Source organism: Microvirga medicaginis, from assembly GCF_052658925.1.
Genome location: NZ_JBQWEL010000005.1, coordinates 71627 through 89276, shown reverse-complemented (window position 1 = coordinate 89276; position 17650 = coordinate 71627). Strand labels below are relative to the sequence as shown.

The window sequence follows — 17650 nt, the reverse complement described above, 5'->3', positions numbered from 1 at the left end:
AGAGTCAATAGGGCCAAGACGAGGAGCATTGCGGGCAGAGGGGGAGAGCGCCAGCCGGGCTTCCCGGCTGTCAGCTCAACTGGAGGTACCCGGTCCTCTCAAGCGAGGCGGCGAGCAGAAGGTCACAGCCGCTCTCCCCGTCATTCCAGTCCTGTTGCTTTGTGCCGCCCCCTCCACCGGCATGGCCGCACCTGATGCGGCCCTCCCCGTCTTGGACCCGCTGAGCCATGAAGACGTGGATCCCCGGCCCACGGCCGGGGATGACGCGAGAGGCTGCGGCAGGCGGGAGGGTGCAGCCGGAACATGTTCTCACTCTGTTCTTGACAATATGCCTAAACTGAGTTACATCTGCTGCATCCCGACCTGCCGGGGGCGCGCTCGCGAGGCGTCGTGACTGCGGGGTCGGGAGCGGTCCCGTGAGGAGATCCGACGCAGATCGACTCGACGGGAGGCCCAGGCTGTGCAAGTCGGGCTCGGATCGGTCACAAGCCGCCCGCAGGTCGAAACGCGACTGCTGCGGTGTCCGCTTGCGGCGGTTGACGGAGCCGGTGCCGCCTGTCCGCCTAAAAAAAGCCGTGCGCGAGGAGCCGTTCGGTTCCACGCTTATACCTCAGATCGAGCCGGACCGCTCCTCGCGCCCCCTCGACCGATCACCCTCGGAATGCCGCACGGCTCCGAGGCCGCTGCTGCATGCTCTTTGACAATTCCGACCGGATTTCTGCTCGCTGCCCGTACTTCTCCTGACTTCCGCAATCTCTCCCTTGCCCTACCTTGAGCATCGGAAGGCCTGTTTGGAGATCCTCATGCCCTGGTCCATTCCTGTCGCGCGCATTGCCGGTACCATGGTGCGCATTCATGTGACCTTCCTGCTGTTTCTGGTCTGGATCGGCGCGGGGCAGTGGCGCTCAGGCGGGCAGGCGGCAGCCGTCGAAGGCGTGCTGTTCATGGTGCTGCTCTTTGCCTGCGTGCTGGCCCATGAATTCGGACACATCTTCGCGGCCAAGCGCTACGGCATCAACACGCCCGAGGTGACGCTCTGGCCCATCGGCGGCGTGGCGAGCCTCGAGCGCATTCCCGACAATCCCCGCGAGGAGCTGGTGGTCGCGATCGCAGGTCCCCTGGTGAACGTGGTGATCGCAGGCGCGATCATTCTCTTTCTCGGATTCAGCCTCGACACCGCCGCGATGACGGAGCTCGAAAATCCGCGCGCCGGTCTCATGATGCGGCTGGCCGCCGCCAACATCTTTCTCGTGGTGTTCAACATGATCCCCGCCTTCCCCATGGATGGCGGCCGGGTGCTGCGCGCGGCCTTGGCCATGCGCATGAACTATGCGGAGGCCACGCGCGTCGCGGCGCGGATCGGCCAGGGTGCGGCCTTCCTGTTCGCGTTCCTCGGGCTGTTCTGGAATCCGATGCTGATCATCATCGCCCTCTTCATCTATCTCGCCGCCTCGGCCGAAGCGCAGGACGTGTCCTTCCGGGGCGCAACCCAGGGGCTGCCCGTGCATGCGGGCATGATCAGCCCGGTCGAGACGCTCTCCACCTCCTCGACCCTGGACGATGCCGTGGACCTGATGCTGCGCACCTCGCAGAAGGAGTTTCCGGTGGTGGACGGCGCAGGGATGCCGCGCGGTCTCCTGACCCGCGACGGCCTGATCGTGGCGCTGCGGCAGGGCGGACCCGCGACGCCGGTGCTGGACGTGATGAGCCAGGACCTGCCGACGATCCTGGATTGGCAGCCTTTCGATGCCGCCGTCGCCCTGCTCAACAAGACGAGGGCCCCTGCCCTTCTGGTCCTGAACCGGGATCAGCGGCTCATCGGGCTCCTGACGCCCGAAAACCTCGGCGAGATGATGATGGTGCGCAGCATCCGCCCGGATTGGCGGTTCCGGACCCGCCGATCCTACGTCCAGGGCGGCTTTTAAGGATTGGGCGGCTGTTTCGGCTCGTTCCGCTGCCGTCGACAAACCTCCATCCGAGAAACGATGTAGCGGGAGCTTTTTTGGCCTCCTGGGGCCGATCTGCCAGGCCGCCCTATTGCCGCCGCAGAGTAATCATTATATTGCAGCGCATCAGATTTCCGCCCGGTACGAGCCAGGGGCGCGGCTACGCTTGCCGCGTGCCGGGCCGCTTTGCTTTGAAAGACCCCGTATGAAACTACGCAATATCGCCATCATCGCACACGTCGACCATGGCAAAACCACCCTCGTCGACAAGCTGCTCCAGCAGTCCGGCGCCTTCCGCGAGAACCAGCGCGTGGAAGAGCGCGCGATGGATTCCAACGACCTCGAGAAGGAGCGCGGCATCACCATCCTGGCCAAGGCGACCTCGGTGGTCTGGAAGGACACCCGCATCAACATCGTGGACACCCCCGGCCACGCCGATTTCGGCGGCGAGGTGGAGCGTATCCTGAGCATGGTGGACGGCGCGATCGTTCTCGTGGATGCGGCCGAAGGCCCGATGCCGCAGACCAAGTTCGTGGTGTCCAAGGCCCTCAAGATCGGCCTGCGCCCCATCGTCGCCATCAACAAGATCGACCGTCCCGATGCCCGCCATCAGGAGGTGATCAACGAGGTGTTCGACCTCTTCGCGGCGCTGGACGCCACCGACGAGCAGCTCGACTTCCCGATCCTCTACGGATCCGGCCGCAACGGCTGGATGGCGAAGTCCCCTGAAGGCCCGAGCGATGAAGGCCTCGCCCCGCTCTTCGACCTCGTGCTCGAGCACGTGCCCCCGGCCAAGACCGAGGAGGGCCCGTTCCGCATGCTCGGAACGCTGCTCGAATCCAACCCCTTCCTGGGCCGCATCGTCACGGGCCGCATCTCTTCCGGCACGGTGAAGCCGAACCAGTCGATCAAGGTGATCGACCGCGAGGGCAAGCTGGTCGAAACCGGCCGCGTCTCCAAGATCCTGGCCTTCCGCGGCCTGGAGCGCCAGCCCATCGAGGTGGGCGAGGCCGGCGACATCGTCTCCATCGCGGGCCTGGAAAAGGGCTCGGTGGCCGACACCTTCTGCGCCCCTGAGAACGACATTCCGATCCAGGCGCAGCCCATCGATCCGCCGACCGTGACCATGTCCTTCATCGTCAATGACAGCCCACTCGCGGGCACCGAAGGCGACAAGGTGACGAGCCGCATGATCCGCGACCGCCTGTTCAAGGAAGCGGAAGGCAACGTGACCCTCAAGATCGAGGAAGCCGCCGACAAGGACAGCTTCTACGTCTCGGGCCGTGGCGAATTGCAGCTTGCCATCCTGATCGAGACCATGCGCCGCGAAGGCTTCGAGCTCGCCGTGTCGCGTCCCCGCGTGGTGTTCGAGAAGGACGAGGCCACAGGCCAGCTTCTCGAGCCCGTCGAGGAAGTGGTCATCGACGTGGACGAGGAATTCTCCGGCGTCGTGGTGCAGAAGATGTCCGAGCGCCGCGCCGAGATGGTCGAGATGCGCCCCTCCGGCGGCAATCGCCAGCGTCTCGTGTTCTACGCTCCGACCCGCGGCCTCATCGGCTACCAGAGCGAGCTTTTGACCGACACGCGCGGCACCGCGATCATGAACCGCCTGTTCCATTCTTATGAGCCTTACAAGGGCGAGATCGCCGGCCGCCGCAACGGCGTGCTGATCTCGAACGATTCCGGTGAAGCCGTGGCCTATGCGCTGTGGAACCTGGAAGATCGCGGCCCGATGATGATCGAGCCCGGCTGGAAGGTCTATCAGGGCATGATCGTGGGCGAGCACAACCGCGAGAACGACCTCGAGGTGAACGTGTTGAAGGGCAAGAAGCTCACCAACATCCGCACGACCTCCAAGGACGAAGCGGTGCGCCTGACGCCGCCGATCCGCATGACGCTCGAAAAGTCGCTCGCCTGGATCCAGGACGACGAACTCGTGGAAGTCACTCCGAAGTCGATCCGCATCCGCAAGGCGATCCTCGATCCGAACGATCGCAAGCGCTCCGAGAAGCAGAAGGAAGCGCTGAGCGCGTAAAGGCAACGCCTTGAGCAAATGTCGAAAGGCCGCCCATTGGGCGGCCTTTTGGTATCCGCTTCTGTCATCCCGGGGCTGCTCAGCAGAACCCGGGATCGTGTGATGAGAATGGCCGCTCTATTCTGAAGACGATCCCGGATCTTCGCTACGCTTCGTCCGGGAGACGCCTGTCTCTACCCTTCAGCCTTGTCGCTCTGCCCCTTCTTCGCGCCTTCACCCATCGGATTGGTGGAGTCCTCGCCAGCGGCGTTTGGATTATCACGACCCTGCGGGGTCAGACGCGGAGCGCTGATATCGGCTTCTTTCGCCTGATCGGATTTCTTGTCGGATTGAGCCATCGTTTCATGCCTTGCTGAATCTAGGCGGGACCATTGGTGCCGTCAGTGACGCCACCAGCGGCATCTGTGCCGCTCGGCGTGCCGCCCTTCGGACCGCCGGGTACGGTGTTGGAGCCGGTGCCGGTCGCATTGGGTTCATTCACCGAGCCGCCGAGGTCGAAACCAGGACGATCCTGAGATCCGGGTCTCGGATTGCGGGCCGCATCTGCGGGATCGGGCCGCTCGGTCGGGACACGAGGGCCGGAATTCTGGTTCTGCGCCATGATCGGGTCCTGTTATGAACTGGTGGAATCGATGCCTTCGCTATCACCCGGCTCGGGCAGCGCACCCGTGCCAGGAGTCGAATCCGGATTGGTCAGCGAGGGCTTGCTATGCGGACCTGCCGCCGGAGGACGATCGCCGGGCTTGTTCTGGGACGAGCCCATGCGACCCGCCTGCGGATCCGGCCGCTCGGAATCGACATAGTCTTTGTTGTCTTCGGTGTAGTTGCCGTAGCCTGCATTGCCCATGGCACTCTCCTGTCAGCCTTGATCCTTGCCGTCGACGGCGGTCGCGCGCTCGATGGCCTCTCCCGTCGCATCCTTGTCCTTCGGCGAGAGTGTGGCATCGCTTAAGCGCTTCGTGGCCTCGGGCGTCTCGGCGGCGGTGAGTTCGTCATGGCCGTCCATGCCGGCCTTGCTGGTCTGACCCGTCTGACCCTGACGATAATTGTGGGCTTCGCCTCCGGGTTCGCTCCACACGCGGCGCAATGTGGCATTGCCCTCGGGACCACCGTCGCGGTTCGGATCGATGGGGCTGTCGACGCCGCCGCGCTGCTCGTTGCGGATCTGATCCGCATCCTGGTCTTTCAATGAATGAGGCGCCTTGCGCTCCGCCATGACGAACTCCTTGAAACAATGATTGAATGCATGTGCCGCAAGGAGAAACCCAAGGGATGAAGGGAAGTTCTTGCCACGCTTGAGACGAGCGCAAACAAAAAGGGCGGCTGTGAGAGCCGCCCTTGCAGGATCGAGATGATGAGATCTCAGAGGCCTTCGAACAGAGCCGTCGAGAGGTAACGCTCGGCGAAGGACGGCGCGACGGTGACGATGCGCTTGCCCTTGAACTCGGGACGCGCCGCGAGCTCCAGCGCAGCCGCCACATTGGCGCCGGTGGAGATGCCGCCCGGAATACCTTCCAGCCTCGCAAGCCTGCGCGCGGTATCGAAAGCCGTCTGATTGCCGATGGTGATCACACCATCGATGAGCGAGCGATCGAGCACATCCGGCACGAAGCCGGCGCCGATGCCCTGGATCTTGTGCGGACCGGGCTGACCGCCGGAGAGGACCGGTGAATCCTCAGGCTCCACGGCGAACACCTTCATGTTCGGCAGGCGCGGCTTGATGACCTGAGCGACACCCGTGATGGTGCCGCCGGTGCCGACGCCTGCGACGAAAGCATCGAACTGTCCGTTGGTGTCGTTCCAGATCTCCTCCGCCGTGGTCTTGCGGTGGATCTCGGGGTTCGCGGGATTCTTGAACTGCTGCGGGATGACCGAGCCCGGGATCTCTTTCAGCAGTTCCTCGGCGCGGGCAATCGCCCCCTTCATGCCCTGCGGGCCGGGAGTGAGCTCGAGTTCGGCACCCAGGAAGGCCAGCATCTTGCGGCGCTCGATGGACATCGTCTCGGGCATGACGAGGATCAGGCGATAGCCGCGTGCGGCTGCGACGAAGGCGAGTGCAATGCCGGTATTGCCGGAGGTCGGCTCGATCAGCGTCCCGCCGGGCTTGACGTGGCCGGCGGCTTCCATCGCGTCGATCATGTTGACGCCGATACGGTCTTTTACGCTGGAGATCGGGTTGAAGAACTCGAGCTTGAGGAGGATTTCCGCATCGATCCCGTGCTCCTTCGGCAGTCTGTTGAGCCGCACGAGCGGGGTGTTGCCGATAGTTTCAGTAATCGAACCGTAGATGCGGCCGCGGCCGGGCTTGGTGTTGGCGCCCGAGGCGTTGAGCGTGTCAGCCATAAGATCCTCCATGAAGACTTCGAGGATCTTAGTCCTTTCCGCATCTGGTGTCGATAATTGGTTAAATTTACAAATTATATCGTGAAATCAACGGGAGTGATCTGGTCCAGAACGGCCTCGGCCTGAGCACGGTTGCACAGATCCTCCACCGTCACCTTGTCGAGCTCAGCGAGAAAGGCCTCTGTGCCCTTCGCAACGAGAGGCGCCACAACCGCTTCGGCCAAGCGCGATTCCGGCAACGGAGAACTGCCATCGTCCTCCTGCGCAGCCATGGCGATGCGCACGATATCGCCCGCCGTGATCCGCCGCCGCTCGCGGGCAAGCTCATAGCCGCCGCGCGGGCCGCGCACACCCTTCAGAATGCCCTGGCGCACCAATGCCTGGAGCACCGGCTCCAGATAACGCGGGGGCAGGTTGTGACGAGCGGCAAGGGCCTTTGCCGAAACCGGCATGGGGCGGGCGTGAAGCGCGATATCGGTGACGGCCGCGATGGCGAGAAGCGAACGACGAGAGAGAAAGTTCATCGCATGTCTTTCAGTTCAGACCCGTCGATCCGAAGCCGCCGGCGGCACGCGGCGTGTGATTCACGGCAACCACCTCCACCAGCTCGACCATGGTCACCGGCGCGACGATCATCTGCGCGATGCGCATCCCGCGCGTGATGGTGAACGGCTCAGTGCTTAAGTTGACGAGCAGCACCTGCACTTCGCCGCGATAATCGGCATCAATGGTGCCCGGCGCGTTGAGAACCGTCACGCCATGCTTGAACGCCAAACCGGAGCGGGGCCGCACCTGCGCCTCGAAGCCCTGCTCCAACTGAATGATGAGGCCCGTGGGCACGAGCTTGCGCTCCATGGGTGCGAGCACCACAGGCGCATCCGCCGGATTGGCGGCAATGAGATCCATGCCTGCAGCGCCTGCCGTCTCATAGCGCGGCAGCGGCAAATCCGCGCCGTGAGGCAAGCGCTGAACGCGCAACACATGGGTCATGGTTTTGCGCCTCCGATCAATGCGCCCACATGCGCGATCAATCTCTCGGCCACTTCCGTCTTCGAAAGCGTCGGCCAGGTCTCGACGCCCGATTTCGTGACGAGATGCACCGTGTTGCTGTCACCGCCCATGACGCCGGCCGCAGGCGACACGTCATTGGCGAGGATGAGATCGCAGCCCTTCTTCGCAAGCTTCTGCTTCGCGTGCTCGATCACGTTCTCCGTCTCGGCGGCGAAGCCCACCATGAGCGCGGGACGGTTCTGCGCAAGACGCGAGATCGTGGCGAGAATGTCGGGGTTCTCGGTGAGAGACAGGTTCGGCAAGGCGCCGTCCTTCTTCTTGATCTTCTGCTCGCCCGCATTCGCCACACGCCAATCGGCGACCGCGGCGGCGAAAATGCCGATATCGGAAGGCAAGGCTTTCTCCACCGCCGCCAGCATCTCGCGCGCGCTTTCGACATGCACGGTGGCGACGCCTTTCGGATCTGGCAGATCGACGGGGCCGGAGATCAGCGTCACGCGGGCGCCTGCCTCGGCTGCCGCTTTCGCGATGGCATGACCCTGCTTGCCGGACGAGCGGTTGGCGATGTAACGCACCGGATCGATAGGCTCATGCGTCGGGCCGGAGGTCACGATCACATGCCGGCCGGCCAGAAGACCGGAAGGTGCAAGCAGACGCTCGACGGCAGCAGCAATCTCCAGCGGCTCCGCCATGCGGCCCGGACCGAACTCGGCTTCGGCCATCGCGCCTTCGTTGGGGCCGACCCTGTGAACGCCATCGGCTTGGAGCGTCTTCAGATTCCGTTGCGTGGCCGGATGCAGCCACATGCGCACGTTCATCGCGGGCGCGATCAGGATCGGAAGCGTCGTGGCCAGCAGCACCGTGGAGGCGAGATCATCCGCATGGCCGCCTGCCAGTTTCGCCATGAGGTTGGCAGTGGCGGGGGCAACGATCACGAGGTCCGCATCGCGCGCCAGCTTGATATGCCCGATATCGGCCTCGCCCTCGCGGTTGAAGAGATCGGTATGCGTGCGCTGCCCTGTGAGGGCGGACGCCGCAAGCGGCGTGATGAACTGCTGCGCCCCGTTCGTCAGGATGCAGCGCACCGAGGCGCCGCGCTCTCGCAGGCGCCGGATCAGGTCCAGGGACTTGTAGGCCGCGATCCCGCCGCCGATCACAAGCAGAATGCGTTTGCCGGAAAGCGCCGTCATGCAAAACCTCTCAGCAGCATGATCATCAGCGATACGGCGATGATCCACAAGGCCGCCACGCCCCAGCGGTTGCCACGCGCCTCGGCACGTCCGATGGCGGCGACGCTCTCCTGGTCGAGTGAGACGCCGCGGGCCGTCACCTCTTCCATCTGGTTGAGAACCCGCTCGGCCCGCAACGCCAATTCCGGCAGATCGCCGATCACGCCGGCAAGCGTCCACAAACCGCGACCGGCCTGCTCGACGCGACCCAACGGTCCGAGGTTGCGCTCGATCCACTCGCGCACCACCGGCTCCGACGTGGTCCACATGTCGAGCTTCGGGTCGAGGTTGCGCGCCACGCCCTCGACCACGACCATGGTCTTCTGCAGCATCACGAGTTCGGTGCGCGTCGCCATGTCGAAGAGGGCCGTGATCTCGAAGAGCAGCGTCAAGAGCTTCGCCATCGAGATCTCGTCCGCGCGCCGGTCATGGATCGGCTCGCCGATGGCGCGGATGGCCTGCGCGAAATCCTCCACCGAATGATGCGGCGGAACATAGCCCGCTTCGAAATGCACCTGCGCCACGCGCAGGTAGTCGCGGCGGATGAAGCCGAGAAGAATTTCCGCAAGGAAGCGGCGCTCCTTCATGCCAAGCCTGCCCATGATGCCGAAATCGACGGCAACGAGGCGCCCCTCCGCATCGACGAACAGATTGCCGGGATGCATGTCGGCATGGAAATAGCCGTCGCGGATCGCATGGCGCAGGAACGACTGGATCACCGTGCTGCCCAGAGCCACGCGGTCAAAACCTGCACGCTCGATTGCCTCCAGGTCGCTCAAACGAATGCCATCAATCCAAGTCGTGGTGAGTACGTCCCGCGCCGTGAGATCCCATTCCGGCTTCGGCACGCGAAAATCGAGATCGCCCTTGGTGTTCTCGGCGAGTTCCGAGACGGCCGCAGCTTCCAAGCGCAGATCCATCTCGACAGCGACAGAGCGCGCGAGCGTCTCCACCACCTCCATCGGCTTCAGGCGCCGCACATCGGGCACCATGCGCTCGAAAAGGCGAGCCGCCGCACGCATCGCCTGAAGGTCACGGGCGAAACCCTCACGGACACCCGGGCGCACCACTTTCACCGCAACAGTCTCTTCGCCTTCCGGCGTGCGGATGCGCGCCTTGTGCACCTGCGCGATGGACGCAGCTGCCAGGGGCTCGCTGAATTCGAGGAACGCATCGTCAATGGGACGCCCCAGAGCCGCCTCGATGGTCGCGATGGCCTGGGCGCGCGGGAACGGAGGCATCCGGTCCTGCAGGCGTTCGAGATCACGCGCGGCGGCGACGCCCACGATGTCGGGACGCGTGGCGAGGAATTGGCCGAACTTCACGTAAGAGGGACCCAGCCGCGTCAGTGCCTTGGATAGGCGCGCCGCGCCGTCTTCCGTCTGCCGCCGCTCGATGAGGCGGGCCAGGCGCAAGGCCAGGCGCGCGGAAGGCGGCAGGGCACTCGGATCGAACAGACCCAAAGCGCCTTCGCGGGCGAGAACGAAGCCGGCGCGCAGGTTGCGTGCGAGATGGACGAGGCTGCCAATCACTTGTCAGATCTTCCAGCCTGAATGAATGGCAACCACGCCTGCCGTGAGCTGGCGATAGGTGACTCGCCTGAAACCCGCCTCCTCGATCATGCGCGCGAAGGCAGCAGGCGGCGGGAATTTACGGATCGATTCCACGAGATACTGATAGGACTCGGCATCCCCCGTCACCATCTGGCCCATGCGTGGAATGATGTTGAAGGAATAGACGTCGTAGATCTTGTCGATGAGCGGCACGTCCACCTTCGAGAATTCGAGGCAGAGGAAGCGCCCACCGGACTTCAGAACCCGATGCGCCTCGCGCAGCGCCGCATCGATACGCGGCACGTTTCGGATGCCGAAGGCGATGGTGTACGCGTCATAGGTGCTGGACTCGAGCGGCAGCTCTTCCGCATTCGCCTCGACGAAGTCGATGCGCCCTTCATAGCGGCGGCCGGCACGCTCGGCGCCGACTTTCAGCATCTCGCCGTTGATGTCGAGCACGGTCACACGGGTTTGCGGCCCGCCTGAATCGAGAATGCGGAAGGCGATATCCCCCGTGCCGCCGGCGACGTCGAGATGGCGGAAGGGCCGGTCCTTGGGCGGACGCAGCGTCGAAATGAGATTGTCCTTCCAGAGCCGATGGAGGCCTGCGGACATGAGATCGTTCATAAGGTCGTAGCGGCTCGCCACCGAGCGGAAGACCTCGTTCACGCGATCCTGCTTCTCGCCCAGGGGCACGGACTGAAACCCGAAATGGGTGGTCTCGTCGGTCATGCTCTATCACCTTCATGTCGCATCGGCCGCCCCTCCGCTCACGCGGAACCGGCTCCCGTCTTGCTTTGCCGCATTTTTCGGCGAACCGGATCCACTTCGCCGAAAAATGCCTTGACGGCGATCCATAGCGGAAGCAGGGCCCGATGGCTATGTAAGGGCTTCCAAGAACCGAAGAGATGGTTGATGCCCGAACTGCCCGAAGTCGAAACCGTACGCCGGGGCCTGGAGCCCGCCATGGTGGGAGCCCGCTTCACCAAGGTGCTGCAGCGCCGTCCGGACCTGCGCTTTCCGTTCCCCGAAAGGTTCACGGAGCGCCTGGAAGGACAGGAGGTTAGGGCCTTGGGCCGCCGGGCCAAGTATCTCCTGGCCGATCTCTCCTCCGGCGAGGTGCTGATCATGCATCTCGGCATGTCGGGGCGCTTCCTGGTCACGCAAGGCGGCGCCACCCGGATGCCGGGGGAGTTCCATCATGACCACGGGGCCCTGGGAGCCCACGATCACGTGATCTTCCGGCTCTCCAACGGGACGAGCGTGACCTATAACGACGCCCGCCGCTTCGGCTTCATGGACCTGGTGCCCCGTTCCGAGATTGAAACCTGCAAGCATTTCGCCGGGATGGGTATCGAGCCCCTCGGCAACGAACTCTCGGGCGAGACCATCGCCGATCTCTTTGCCGGCAAGCGTACGCCGCTCAAAGCCGCCCTCCTCGACCAGCGTCTCATCGCAGGCCTCGGCAACATCTATGTCTGTGAGGCCCTGTTCCGCACCGGCCTTCATCCGGAGGCTCCGGCAGGGTCGCTCGCTACCAAGGCCGGAAAGCCGACGGAGAAGGCGCACCAGCTCGCCGAGGTGATCCGCGATGTACTCTCGGAGGCCGTGGAGGCGGGCGGCTCGACCTTGCGGGACCATGCGCAGGTCGATGGCTCGCTCGGCTATTTCCAACATTCCTTCCGTGTCTATGACCGGGAGGGAGAGCCCTGCGTGACGCCCGAATGCACCGGCACAGTGGAACGGCTCGTCCAATCCGGCCGCTCGACGTTCTATTGCCCCGTCTGCCAGAAGCGGCCCCGCACGCGATGATGTGATCAGGCTATTTTTCCGGCGTGTCCTCGAAAAAACCCGAAAGAGCATCAAATATTATTGCTCTGCAGGTTGCGACCTTATCGTCGGCATCTTCTGCATGACAGGCTCGCGACCGCTTGAACTCGAGGTTCAGGAGGGACCGCCATGGCCAAACTCACTGTCTTCTCCCACGTCCAAAGAGACCCGGTATCGGAGCACCTGGGCATCCGCCGGATCAGCACCCATGACCTCATGGACGCGTTGAGACAGGGCGCCGCGGATTTCTGGGCCGCTCCGACACATATCTTCTTCATCTGCCTGATGTATCCGCTCCTCGGCATCTTCTTCGCGGGGCTTGCTTTCGGCTACAACATGCTGCCGCTCCTCTTTCCCCTCATGTCGGGCTTTGCCCTGGTGGGACCGCTCGCTGCCGTGGGCCTTTACGAGATCAGCCGCGAGCGCGAACGCGGACAGGACGTCTCCGTGAGCAGCGTCTCCAATGTCTTCTACTCGCATTCCATCGGCTCCATCGCGGCGCTCGGCGTCCTGCTGATGGTGATCTTCATCGCCTGGCTCCTGACGGCGCAGGCGCTTTATCAATCCCTCTTCGGCTGGCACGCCCCTGAATCTATTGGTGCCTTCCTCAGCGAGGTGTTCACCACGCAGAAGGGCTGGACCCTCATCATCGTGGGCAATGCGCTCGGCTTCATTTTCAGCGCCGTGGTGTTTGCCTTAAGCGCGATCTCGTTCCCGCTCCTGGTCGACCGGGACGTGGGTGCGATGCCGGCGATCATCACATCGTTCCGGGCGGTCGCCGCCAACCCCGGTCCCATGCTGGTTTGGGCGCTGATCGTCGCCGGGGCGCTCGTCGTCGGCTTCATCCCGCTCTTCGTCGGCTTGGCCGTGGTGCTGCCGATCCTCGGTCACGCCACCTGGCACCTCTATCGCAAGGTGGTCGAGTAAAGCCTCGTCACGCCGCGCCTTGCCGAGAGCTTCAAGGCGCGGCCGTTCGCGTATCGTGCGGACCCGAGGGGCCGCGTCAGCGAAAAGTGGACCCGGTTTTCCGCACGAACGATGCGCTGCTCTAGAAAGGAAGCATCGGATGGATCCCAAAAGTGCATCCCACTTTTAGGTCCGAGGCTCTAGTTTCCGCTTGCCTGATACCCTTTCCCTCGCCTACCGGTGAATCTCCATCGGGGAGGAGATACCGGCATGGCTTATGAGACGATTCTCGCTGAAACGCGCGGCAAGGTAGGGCTCATCACCCTCAACCGGCCCCAAGCCCTGAACGCTCTCAATTCGCAGCTTCTGAACGAGGTGAACCAAGCCCTCGATGCCTTCGAGGCCGACCCGAAGATCGGCTGCATCGTGGTCACCGGTTCCGAGAAGGCTTTCGCCGCCGGCGCCGATATCAAGGAAATGGCATCGCTCACCTATCCGCAGATCTATCTCGACAACCTTTTCTCCGGCTGGGAAAAGGTGGCGGGACGGCGCAAGCCCATGATTGCGGCGGTCGCGGGCTTTGCCCTGGGCGGCGGCTGCGAGTTCGCCATGATGTGCGATTTCATCATCGCCGCCGACAACGCCAAGTTCGGCCAGCCCGAGATCAAGCTCGGCGTCATGCCCGGCATGGGCGGCACGCAGCGCCTCACACGCCTTATCGGCAAGGCCAAGGCCATGGAGATGTGCCTGACCGGCCGCATGATGGGTGCGGAAGAGGCCGAGCGCTCCGGCCTCGTCGCCCGCGTGGTGCCTCTCGCGGATCTCATTCCTGAGACCATGAAGACGGCGGAGACCATCGCCTCCATGTCGCTGCCGATTGCCATGATGACGAAGGAAACCATCAACCGCGCCGACGAGCTGACCCTCTCCGAGGGCATCCGCTTCGAGCGGCGCGTGTTCCACGCCATGTTCGCCACCGCCGACCAGAAGGAAGGCATGACCGCCTTCGTGGAAAAGCGCGCGGCCGAGTTCAAAGACCAGTAACCGTGCCAGAAATCGGGTTCGACATGATCGCGGCGTTAGCCGCGATCTCTTTTTTCGCAGGCTTCGTAGATTCCATCGCAGGCGGCGGCGGGTTGCTGACGGTGCCTGCCCTCCTCCTCGCGGGTTTAAGTCCTGCCGGTGCCATTGCCACCAACAAGGTGCAGGGCGCTTTCGCAGCCGCGTCCGCCACCTACACCTTCGGACGCCGAGGGATGATCGAGTGGCGCAGGGCATGGGTCTTTACCGGAGCGGCCTTCATCAGCGGCGTTGCGGGAGCGCTCTGCGTACGCTTCCTGCCACGCTCTGTGCTGGAGATGCTGATCCCGGTGCTGTTGATCGCCATTGCCTTCTATTTCACTCTCTCGCAGAAGGTGAAGGATGAGGATGCCCATGCCCGGATGACGGCGCTGACCTTCGGCTTCACCGCGCCCGTGGCAGTCGGCTTCTATGACGGCATCTTCGGGCCTGGCGCCGGCTCCTTCTATATGCTCGCCTTCGTGATGCTCCTCGGCTACGGGGTGGTGCGGGCCACCGCCCATACCAAGCTCCTGAACCTGGCAAGCAACCTCGGCAGTCTTCTTCTCTATGCGGCGACCGGAGCCGTGGTCTGGCCTTTGGGACTCGTGATGGCCGCAGCCTCCTTCCTCGGAGCACAGGTGGGCTCGCGCCTGGCCATGCGGCTGGGATCGAGGCTTATCCGCCCGCTCCTGGTTCTGGTCTCGGCGGCGATGGCCTTGCGGCTGCTTCTGGATCCTGCCAATCCCTGGCACAGGATGCTTTCGGAGGGCGCTTCGAAAACCATCGCGGCGCTTTTTTGACGCGCAAAGGCCCACGGACATTGACGTTCTGAAGGATCACGTCTATAAGCCGCCCCACACGAGCCCGCGCGTCCCGCGGGCTCTTCGGTTTCCATTCAATCAACCGGTCGCTGACGGAGCTCCAAGCCGGGCTTGTCGCGTCGGACTTTTAAAGAACGAGGATTGGCCATGGCCAACACCGTGTCCGCCAAGAAGATGACCCGCAAGATTGCGAAGCGCACCGCGATCAACAAGTCGCGCCGCAGCCGCATGCGGACCTTCGTGCGCAAGGTCGAGGAGGCAATCGCCTCCGGCAACCAGACCGAGGCTCTCGCTGCGCTCCGCGCCGCCGAGCCGGAGATGATGCGCGCCGCCCAGAAGGGCATCGTGCACAAGAATACCGCCTCTCGGAAGGTGTCGCGCCTGACGAGCCGCATCAAGGCTCTGAGTGCTTAATGAGCCCATCAGGCTCAACGAGATCGTCAAACCCGGCCTCGCGGCCGGGTTTTTTGTTGTCTTGAAACCATCGTCCCTCACCTGACGCATTCACCTGGGCGAACTTCCCCGCTCGGGAGCGGGTTCGGTTTTGCTTCGGCCACGCAGCTCTCACCACCTCTCCACGCAGAGCGAGAAGAGGCACTTCAGCTGCCTTCCGAGGGTCCTCTCCGCTCTCCTTCCTGGCCACTCCGGGGAGAAGAGAATCATGTCGCTTCGGCGGCATTATTTTGCCGCCTTTTTATCCACACGCGAGCTTGACTTTATGGTCAAAACACGGGGTGACAGGGCGCACAACAGAGATTCAAGTTGCACATAAAATGCTAAGTTTATTCAGCAGCTTAGCAGGCAAAGGATCGCGAAGCATCGGAATCACACCTCGGCACGCCCCGAATCGATCCTGAATCAAGGTTTCAGGAAAAAGCTTTTTTGGGCAGAGAAATGGGAGGGGATGAGACAGTGAATCGGTTGAAGAGTCAGGACTTTATCGTCGCACCCCAAAAGCTGTGGACGGGTCTGTGGAGCCGTTTTGGGGATCTCGGCCGGATGCCTGTTGACTCGACCGTGTTGCGCGCCCTCACCCACCCTGTATATGGTCAACTTGCTTCAACGGCTTGCCGTTAAGTCATCCACCGAAGTCACAAGCAATAGAACACAACCGCGGGGTCAGGGCTTTGTTTCATTCTAACAAGAAGCAAGCGAAAGCACGTCCCTTACCTAGGGGTAGACTTGATAGAGCTTGAGAAGGTGGACAAGAGGCGGCGCTTTCAGATCGCCTCGACTTAAAAACCGTTTGATAATCTTCAGTACAATTGGGGGCGTCACGTTTTGAATAACCTGTGAAGCGGGTCCGCTTTTCTTGTTCAAAACGGGGCATGCGTGGGGGTTCTAGCCAAGTTCGGCTGGAATCTCGTGGAGGAAATTTGATGTATCGCAGCGAGGACCACCGAACCTTTGCCGCTGCCAACGAGAGCGGCATGGATTCTTCCGGCGAGCAAACGGCAGCAGATGTCTGGGCGCGGGTGAAGCGCCGCCTTCGCGCCGAGCTGGGCGAGGATATCTTTGCCAGCTGGTTCGGCCGCCTGGAGTTGGATTCGGTTGTGGAGGGCTGCGCCTATCTGACGGTGCCCACCCGCTTCCTGAAGAGCTGGATCGAGTCGCACTACGCAGACCGTGTCCTGTCGGTTTATCGCTCCGAGACCCATGACGTGGAGCGCGTTGTGATCGGGGTGCGCAACACCCTTGGTCGCGACGCTGCCCCCCAGCGCCGCCCCAACGAGGCTCCGCGCCCGAGCACGGCCGCTCCCGTGCCAACCGCTGCCCAAGTCAGTGAACCGAAGGCGCCCACACTCACGTTTCCCCAGGAAGAGCGGGGCGAAAACTCTGATCTCGGTGGTGCACCGCTCGACCCGCGCCTGACCTTCGAAAGCTTCATCGTTGGCCGCTCCAATGCGCTGGCGCATGCTGCAGCGGACCGTGTGGCCCATGCGCCGAACGGTCAGGTGATCTACAACCCGCTTTATCTGCATGCGGGCGTGGGCCTCGGCAAAACCCACCTGCTGCACGCCATCGGTCATGAGATGCGCACCCAAGGCCGCCGCGTCATCTATCTCACCGCCGACCGTTTCATGTACGGCTTCGTCGCGTCGCTCAAAGCCCAGACGTCGCTCGCCTTCAAGGAGCGTCTGCGCGGTATCGATCTCCTCATCATCGACGACGTGCAGTTCATCCAGGGCAAGCAGATCCAGCAGGAATTCGGCCACACCCTCAACGCCCTCATCGATGCGGGCCGCCAGATCGTGATCGCCGCCGACCGCCCGCCGGCGGATCTTGAGAATCTTGACGAGCGCGTGCGCTCGCGCTTGGCCGGCGGTCTCGTGGTCGAAGTCACGGCGCTCGACGAGGCGCTGCGCACCTCGATCCTGTCCACTCGCATCGAGGCGCTGAAGACCATTCACCCGACCTTTGAGGTCGGCCCCAACGTCATCTCCTATGTCGCTCGCTCCATCACGGCGAACGGCCGCGACCTCGAAGGCGCGGTCAACCGCCTGCTGGCGCATGCCACGCTCACCGGCTCGGCCATCACGCTCGAGACCGCCGAGACCGCAATTCGCGACCTCGTGCGCAACCGCGAACCCAAGCGCGTGAAGATCGAGGACATCCAGAAGCTGGTGGCCTCGCGCTACAACGTCTCCCGCTCGGACATCCTCTCCGAGCGCCGCACCGCCGCCGTGGTGCGCCCGCGTCAGATCGCCATGTATCTGTCCAAGGTGCTGACGTTACGCTCTCTGCCGGAGATCGGCCGCCGCTTCGGTGGACGCGATCACACCACCGTGCTCCATGCGGTGCGCAAGATCGAGAAGGCTCTGGGCGAGGACCACGCGCTCTCGGATGAGGTCGAGCTCCTCAAGCGGATGCTGCAGGAATAATTCCTGACCAGAGGCGGCTTGAGGACCCCTTC

18 protein-coding genes are annotated in these 17650 nt (G+C 63.3%); 8 read left to right on the top strand and 10 right to left on the bottom strand.

Going from position 1 to position 17650, the window contains the following annotated elements:
- Positions 1 to 803 precede the first annotated feature (803 nt).
- Both ACUXUR_RS09000 and typA read left to right on the top strand, forming a co-directional pair.
- Positions 804 to 1925, top strand: coding sequence for a site-2 protease family protein (locus ACUXUR_RS09000; RefSeq protein WP_445502011.1), 1122 nt, complete (start codon positions 804 to 806; stop codon positions 1923 to 1925).
- Positions 1926 to 2151: 226 nt separating this feature from the next.
- A complete protein-coding gene (gene typA, locus ACUXUR_RS08995) occupies positions 2152 to 3981 on the top strand; it encodes a translational GTPase TypA (RefSeq protein ID WP_445502010.1) in 1830 nt (609 codons plus the stop codon).
- A 173-nt stretch (positions 3982 to 4154) separates the two neighbouring features.
- Here typA and ACUXUR_RS08990 read toward each other — a convergent pair whose 3' ends face one another.
- From ACUXUR_RS08990 to ubiE, 10 genes are all read right to left on the bottom strand, one after another.
- Positions 4155 to 4319 carry a hypothetical protein gene (locus ACUXUR_RS08990; RefSeq protein ID WP_445502009.1) on the bottom strand — a complete coding sequence of 55 codons (165 nt, stop codon included), beginning with the start codon at positions 4317 to 4319 and terminating at the stop codon, positions 4155 to 4157.
- Positions 4320 to 4339: 20 nt separating this feature from the next.
- Positions 4340 to 4582, bottom strand: a complete 243-nt coding sequence (locus tag ACUXUR_RS08985; RefSeq protein WP_445502008.1) for a hypothetical protein — start codon at positions 4580 to 4582, stop codon at positions 4340 to 4342.
- 12 nt (positions 4583 to 4594) lie between these two features.
- Positions 4595 to 4828, bottom strand: a complete 234-nt coding sequence (locus tag ACUXUR_RS08980) for a hypothetical protein (RefSeq protein WP_445502007.1) — start codon at positions 4826 to 4828, stop codon at positions 4595 to 4597.
- A gap of 12 nt (positions 4829 to 4840) precedes the next feature.
- Entirely contained in the window at positions 4841 to 5197 is a 357-nt protein-coding gene (locus ACUXUR_RS08975) for a hypothetical protein (protein WP_445502006.1), read from the bottom strand.
- A 146-nt stretch (positions 5198 to 5343) separates the two neighbouring features.
- Positions 5344 to 6324 carry a cysteine synthase A gene (cysK, locus tag ACUXUR_RS08970; RefSeq protein WP_445502005.1) on the bottom strand — a complete coding sequence of 327 codons (981 nt, stop codon included), beginning with the start codon at positions 6322 to 6324 and terminating at the stop codon, positions 5344 to 5346.
- Between the two features lie 74 nt (positions 6325 to 6398).
- Complete coding sequence (locus tag ACUXUR_RS08965) at positions 6399 to 6848, bottom strand: RrF2 family transcriptional regulator (protein WP_445502004.1); 450 nt, start codon at positions 6846 to 6848, stop codon at positions 6399 to 6401.
- A 10-nt stretch (positions 6849 to 6858) separates the two neighbouring features.
- Complete coding sequence (gene dut, locus ACUXUR_RS08960; RefSeq protein ID WP_445502003.1) at positions 6859 to 7314, bottom strand: dUTP diphosphatase; 456 nt, start codon at positions 7312 to 7314, stop codon at positions 6859 to 6861.
- Positions 7311 to 8525 carry a bifunctional phosphopantothenoylcysteine decarboxylase/phosphopantothenate--cysteine ligase CoaBC gene (gene coaBC / locus ACUXUR_RS08955; RefSeq protein ID WP_445502002.1) on the bottom strand — a complete coding sequence of 405 codons (1215 nt, stop codon included), beginning with the start codon at positions 8523 to 8525 and terminating at the stop codon, positions 7311 to 7313. Before coaBC ends, dut begins: the two co-directional genes overlap by 4 nt.
- On the bottom strand, positions 8522 to 10096 hold the full coding sequence (gene ubiB, locus ACUXUR_RS08950) for a 2-polyprenylphenol 6-hydroxylase (RefSeq protein WP_445502001.1): 1575 nt from the start codon (positions 10094 to 10096) through the stop codon (positions 8522 to 8524). The genes coaBC and ubiB overlap by 4 nt, the downstream gene beginning before the upstream one ends.
- A gap of 3 nt (positions 10097 to 10099) precedes the next feature.
- The gene (gene ubiE / locus ACUXUR_RS08945; RefSeq protein WP_445502000.1) at positions 10100 to 10849 is read right to left on the bottom strand and encodes a bifunctional demethylmenaquinone methyltransferase/2-methoxy-6-polyprenyl-1,4-benzoquinol methylase UbiE; all 750 of its coding nucleotides are present in this window, start codon (positions 10847 to 10849) and stop codon (positions 10100 to 10102) included.
- A gap of 183 nt (positions 10850 to 11032) precedes the next feature.
- Here ubiE and mutM point away from each other — a divergent pair, with 183 nt between their 5' ends.
- The 6 genes from mutM (at position 11033) to dnaA (ending at position 17618) form a co-directional block, all read left to right on the top strand.
- On the top strand, positions 11033 to 11929 hold the full coding sequence (mutM, locus tag ACUXUR_RS08940) for a bifunctional DNA-formamidopyrimidine glycosylase/DNA-(apurinic or apyrimidinic site) lyase (protein ID WP_445501999.1): 897 nt from the start codon (positions 11033 to 11035) through the stop codon (positions 11927 to 11929).
- A gap of 147 nt (positions 11930 to 12076) precedes the next feature.
- Entirely contained in the window at positions 12077 to 12874 is a 798-nt protein-coding gene (locus ACUXUR_RS08935; protein ID WP_445501998.1) for a DUF2189 domain-containing protein, read from the top strand.
- A 249-nt stretch (positions 12875 to 13123) separates the two neighbouring features.
- The gene (locus ACUXUR_RS08930; protein ID WP_445501997.1) at positions 13124 to 13897 is read left to right on the top strand and encodes an enoyl-CoA hydratase; all 774 of its coding nucleotides are present in this window, start codon (positions 13124 to 13126) and stop codon (positions 13895 to 13897) included.
- Between the two features lie 2 nt (positions 13898 to 13899).
- On the top strand, positions 13900 to 14715 hold the full coding sequence (locus tag ACUXUR_RS08925; RefSeq protein WP_445501996.1) for a TSUP family transporter: 816 nt from the start codon (positions 13900 to 13902) through the stop codon (positions 14713 to 14715).
- A 168-nt stretch (positions 14716 to 14883) separates the two neighbouring features.
- Positions 14884 to 15150, top strand: a complete 267-nt coding sequence (gene rpsT / locus ACUXUR_RS08920; RefSeq protein WP_445501995.1) for a 30S ribosomal protein S20 — start codon at positions 14884 to 14886, stop codon at positions 15148 to 15150.
- A 1016-nt stretch (positions 15151 to 16166) separates the two neighbouring features.
- Complete coding sequence (gene dnaA / locus ACUXUR_RS08915; RefSeq protein WP_445502165.1) at positions 16167 to 17618, top strand: chromosomal replication initiator protein DnaA; 1452 nt, start codon at positions 16167 to 16169, stop codon at positions 17616 to 17618.
- The last annotated feature ends 32 nt before the right edge of the window (positions 17619 to 17650 follow it).